Origin of the sequence: Flavobacterium enshiense DK69, from assembly GCF_000498495.1 — a bacterium.
Taxonomy (GTDB): Bacteria; Bacteroidota; Bacteroidia; order Flavobacteriales; family Flavobacteriaceae; genus Flavobacterium; species Flavobacterium enshiense.
Window position 1 is genome coordinate 1 of the sequence record NZ_AVCS01000031.1, and the last position, 5,374, is coordinate 5,374.

2 tRNA genes and 2 rRNA genes are annotated in these 5,374 nt (G+C 47.2%); all 4 read right to left on the minus strand.

The features are described from left to right. Nucleotides 1-2,875: ribosomal RNA gene (locus FEDK69T_RS14680) — 23S ribosomal RNA — on the minus strand. Nucleotides 2,876-2,980: 105 nt separating this feature from the next. After that, nucleotides 2,981-3,054 (minus strand) — tRNA-Ala (locus FEDK69T_RS14685). Nucleotides 3,055-3,146: 92 nt separating this feature from the next. Beyond that, a tRNA-Ile gene (locus FEDK69T_RS14690) sits at nucleotides 3,147-3,220 on the minus strand. A gap of 86 nt (nucleotides 3,221-3,306) precedes the next feature. Then, nucleotides 3,307-4,822: ribosomal RNA gene (locus tag FEDK69T_RS14695) — 16S ribosomal RNA — on the minus strand. Together the 16S and 23S rRNA genes with 2 tRNA genes alongside form the textbook arrangement of a ribosomal RNA operon. Nucleotides 4,823-5,374: the final 552 nt, after the last annotated feature.

A 5,374-nucleotide genomic window follows, 5' to 3' on the forward strand; every position in this document is an offset into this window, starting at 1 on the left:
TACATAAGCTTACGGGTTATTAGTACTACTCGACTATGACATTACTGCCTTTACATCTATAGCCTATCAACGTGGTCATCTTCCACGACCCTTAAAAGAAATCTCATCTTGTGGTGGGTTTCGCGCTTATATGCTTTCAGCGCTTATCCCTTCCGAACGTAGCTACTCTGCGGTGCTCCTGGCGGAACAACAGATACACCAGAGGTTCGTCCAATTCGGTCCTCTCGTACTAGAATCAGATCCACTCAAATTTCTAACGCCCACAGTAGATAGAGACCGAACTGTCTCACGACGTTCTGAACCCAGCTCGCGTGCCACTTTAATGGGCGAACAGCCCAACCCTTGGGACCTTCTCCAGCCCCAGGATGTGACGAGCCGACATCGAGGTGCCAAACCCCCCCGTCGATATGAGCTCTTGGGGGAGATCAGCCTGTTATCCCCGGCGTACCTTTTATCCTTTGAGCGATGGCCCTTCCATGCGGAACCACCGGATCACTATGCTCTACTTTCGTACCTGATCGACCTGTATGTCTCTCAGTCAAGCTCCCTTATGCCATTGCACTCTACGCACGGTTACCAAGCGTGCTGAGGGAACCTTTAGAAGCCTCCGTTACTCTTTTGGAGGCGACCACCCCAGTCAAACTACCCACCAAGCAATGTCCCCCACAGTATGGGGTTAGATCTCAGATAAGCAAAGGGTGGTATTTCAACAATGACTCCACAACGCCTGGCGACGCCATTTCACAGTCTCCCACCTATCCTACACATCACTTATCCAAGACCAATACTAAGCTATAGTAAAGGTGCACAGGGTCTTTTCGTCCCACTGCGGGTAATCGGCATCTTCACCGATACTACAATTTCACCGAGCTCATGGCTGAGACAGTGTCCAGATCGTTACACCATTCGTGCAGGTCGGAACTTACCCGACAAGGAATTTCGCTACCTTAGGACCGTTATAGTTACGGCCGCCGTTTACTGGGGCTTCAATTCAATGCTTCTCCGAAGATAACATCTCCTCTTAACCTTCCAGCACCGGGCAGGTGTCAGGCCCTATACTTCATCTTACGATTTTGCAGAGCCCTGTGTTTTTGATAAACAGTCGCCTGGACCTCTTCACTGCGGCCAGCTTGCGCTGGCGACCTTTCTCCCGAAGTTACAGGTCTATTTTGCCTAATTCCTTAGCCATGAATCTCTCGAGCACCTTAGGATTCTCTCCTCGACTACCTGTGTCGGTTTACGGTACGGGTACTTATAATCTAAGTTTAGAGGTTTTTCTTGGAAGCCCTTAGGCACACTATCACTTTGTCCGAAGACTCCGTGTACTATCGTATTTCACCAGTTCCCGCGCATTTTACTACGGGACCTATAGCTAAGTACTTTAACGAACTATTCCGTCAGTTCGCGGTGCTTTCATCACTCCGTCACCCCATCACAATTATAAGTAGTACGGGAATATTAACCCGTTGGCCATCGACTGTCCCTTTCGGGTTCGCCTTAGGACCCGACTAACCCTCAGCTGATTAGCATAGCTGAGGAAACCTTAGTCTTTCGGTGTGCGGGTTTCTCGCCCGCATTATCGTTACTTATGCCTACATTTTCTTTTCTAACCGGTCCAGCATGAGTCGCCTCACACCTTCAGCCCTGTTAGAATGCTCCCCTACCACTTACGTAAAACGTAAATCCATAGCTTCGGTAGTATACTTATGCCCGATTATTATCCATGCTCGTCCGCTCGACTAGTGAGCTGTTACGCACTCTTTAAATGAATGGCTGCTTCCAAGCCAACATCCTAGCTGTCTGGGCAGACAAACCTCGTTTTTTCAACTTAGCATACATTTGGGGACCTTAGCTGATGGTCTGGGTTCTTTCCCTCTCGGACATGGACCTTAGCACCCATGCCCTCACTGCTGAGAAACATTATATAGCATTCGGAGTTTGTCAGGAATTGGTAGGCGGTGAAGCCCCCGCATCCAATCAGTAGCTCTACCTCTATATAACTATACACAGCGCTGCACCTAAATGCATTTCGGGGAGTACGAGCTATTTCCGAGTTTGATTGGCCTTTCACCCCTACCCACAGGTCATCCGAAGACTTTTCAACGTCAACCGGTTCGGACCTCCACTGTGTGTTACCACAGCTTCATCCTGCCCATGGGTAGATCACACGGTTTCGCGTCTACCACTACTGACTAAAGCGCCCTATTCAGACTCGCTTTCGCTACGGATCCACACCTGAAGTGCTTATCCTTGCCAGCAACGGTAACTCGTAGGCTCATTATGCAAAAGGCACGCCGTCACCCCACGAAAGGGCTCCGACCGCTTGTAAGCGTATGGTTTCAGGATCTATTTCACTCCGTTATTCACGGTTCTTTTCACCTTTCCTTCACAGTACTGGTTCACTATCGGTCTCTCAGGAGTATTTAGCCTTAGCGGATGGTCCCGCCAGATTCAGACAGGGTTTCACGTGCCCCGCCCTACTCAGGATACCACTATCCTTATCTTCTCTTACTTATACGGGACTATCACCCTCTATGGTTAACCTTTCCAGGTTATTCTAATTCAATCCGCAAGAAATGTCGTGGTCCTACAACCCCAACATTGCCGTAACAACATTGGTTTGGGCTAATCCGCGTTCGCTCGCCACTACTTACGGAATCACTTTTGTTTTCTTCTCCTCCGCCTACTTAGATGTTTCAGTTCAGCGGGTTTGCCCCCTATCGGGTACTATATCTTCAATATAGTGGGTTGCCCCATTCGGATATCTGCGGATCAATTCGTATGTGCCAATCCCCGCAGCTTTTCGCAGCTTATCACGTCCTTCATCGCCTCTGAGAGCCTAGGCATCCCCCATACGCCCTTATTTTGCTTATTGTACTTTCATTTTTACCTATAAATAGGCAAAAACTGTGTTCTTTCTACTTTTTAAATGTTTTTTTATCTCAATATGTCAATGAACTTTCGTTTCTTTCGAAACTCGTGGAGAATATCGGAGTCGAACCGATGACCTCCTGCGTGCAAGGCAGGCGCTCTAGCCAGCTGAGCTAATCCCCCGTTTTTTAGCTGCCAGTTAACAGTTCTAAGTTAACATCACTTCAAACGGCCACTCAACCTCTAAAATTTCCTTTTACAATCAAAAAACTTAGTAGTCCCGCCCAGACTCGAACTGGGGACCCCTACATTATCAGTGTAGTACTCTAACCAGCTGAGCTACGAGACTCTGTTTTTTAATTATTGTAATATTTGAACTAACAGCGAGAGTAATATTCTTTCAATTAAAATCCCAGATCTTAATCTTTTCTCTAGAAAGGAGGTGTTCCAGCCGCACCTTCCGGTACGGCTACCTTGTTACGACTTAGCCCCAGTTACTAGTTTTACCCTAGGCAGCTCCTTGCGGTCACCGACTTCAGGTACCCCCAGCTTCCATGGCTTGACGGGCGGTGTGTACAAGGCCCGGGAACGTATTCACCGCATCATGGCTGATATGCGATTACTAGCGAATCCAGCTTCACGGAGTCGAGTTGCAGACTCCGATCCGAACTGAGAACGGTTTTGAAGATTCGCGCCCACTTGCGTGGTGGCTGCTCTCTGTACCGCCCATTGTAGCACGTGTGTAGCCCAGGACGTAAGGGCCGTGATGATTTGACGTCATCCCCACCTTCCTCACGGTTTGCACCGGCAGTCTTGTTAGAGTTCCCGGCATGACCCGCTGGCAACTAACAATAGGGGTTGCGCTCGTTATAGGACTTAACCTGACACCTCACGGCACGAGCTGACGACAACCATGCAGCACCTTGAAAGACGTCCGAAGAAAAAACTGTTTCCAGTCCTGTCGTCTCCCATTTAAGCCCTGGTAAGGTTCCTCGCGTATCATCGAATTAAACCACATGCTCCTCCGCTTGTGCGGGCCCCCGTCAATTCCTTTGAGTTTCATTCTTGCGAACGTACTCCCCAGGTGGGATACTTATCACTTTCGCTTAGCCACTCAGATTGCTCCGAACAGCTAGTATCCATCGTTTACGGCGTGGACTACCAGGGTATCTAATCCTGTTCGCTCCCCACGCTTTCGTCCATCAGCGTCAATATAGTGATAGTAACCTGCCTTCGCAATTGGTATTCCATGTAATATCTAAGCATTTCACCGCTACACTACATATTCTAGTTACTTCCCACTAATTCAAGTCTTACAGTATCAATGGCCGTTCCATCGTTAAGCGATGGGCTTTCACCACTGACTTATAAGACCGCCTACGGACCCTTTAAACCCAATGATTCCGGATAACGCTTGGATCCTCCGTATTACCGCGGCTGCTGGCACGGAGTTAGCCGATCCTTATTCTTACGGTACCGTCAAGCTCCTACACGTAGGAGTGTTTCTTCCCGTACAAAAGCAGTTTACAATCCATAGGACCGTCATCCTGCACGCGGCATGGCTGGTTCAGGCTTGCGCCCATTGACCAATATTCCTCACTGCTGCCTCCCGTAGGAGTCTGGTCCGTGTCTCAGTACCAGTGTGGGGGATCTCCCTCTCAGGACCCCTACCCATCATTGCCTTGGTATGCCGTTACCACACCAACTAGCTAATGGGACGCATGCTCATCTTGTACCGTTGGAACTTTAGTTATAATGTGATGCCACATCATAACGCTATGGGGTATTAATCCAAATTTCTCTGGGCTATCCCCCTGTACAAGGTAGATTGCATACGCGTTACGCACCCGTGCGCCGGTCTCAAGTTAGCAAGCTAACTCTACCCCTCGACTTGCATGTGTTAGGCCTGCCGCTAGCGTTCATCCTGAGCCAGGATCAAACTCTTCATCGTATATTTTAATATTGTCGATAAAGATGCTAGGTTTTTTCTAATCTACTCGAGTCTTACTCTCTCTTAATCTTGAAACGAATTGCTTCGTTTCAATGCTGTCAATTCAATATGTCTATGAACGTGTCTTCTTATTTTTTCTCGCCATCCTTTCGGTTAGCGGGTGCAAAACTAGAACTTAATTTTTAACTGGCAAAACTTTTTGAAACTTTTTTTTGAAAAAATTTTCTTTCCGTTTTGTCCTCAGTATTTCTTAAGAACTTCCCGTTTTAGCGGGCTGCAAAGGTAACTCCTTTTTTTAATCTCGCAAGCTTTTTTGAATTATTTTTCGATTTAATTTCTAAACCGTAATTCTTATTTGCTTACTCAATATTTCAAATGAACTTTACCGTGTTTTGCGGGTGGCAAAGATACTTTCTTTTTTCTTTACAAACCAAATCTTTTTTCAACTTTTTTCAAAATCTTTTCGATCCGTTTTGTTTCAAAATGTCAGTAGAACTGTGCCGTTATTGCGAGTGCAAAAGTAACACTCTTTTGCGTAACTCCTAATTATTT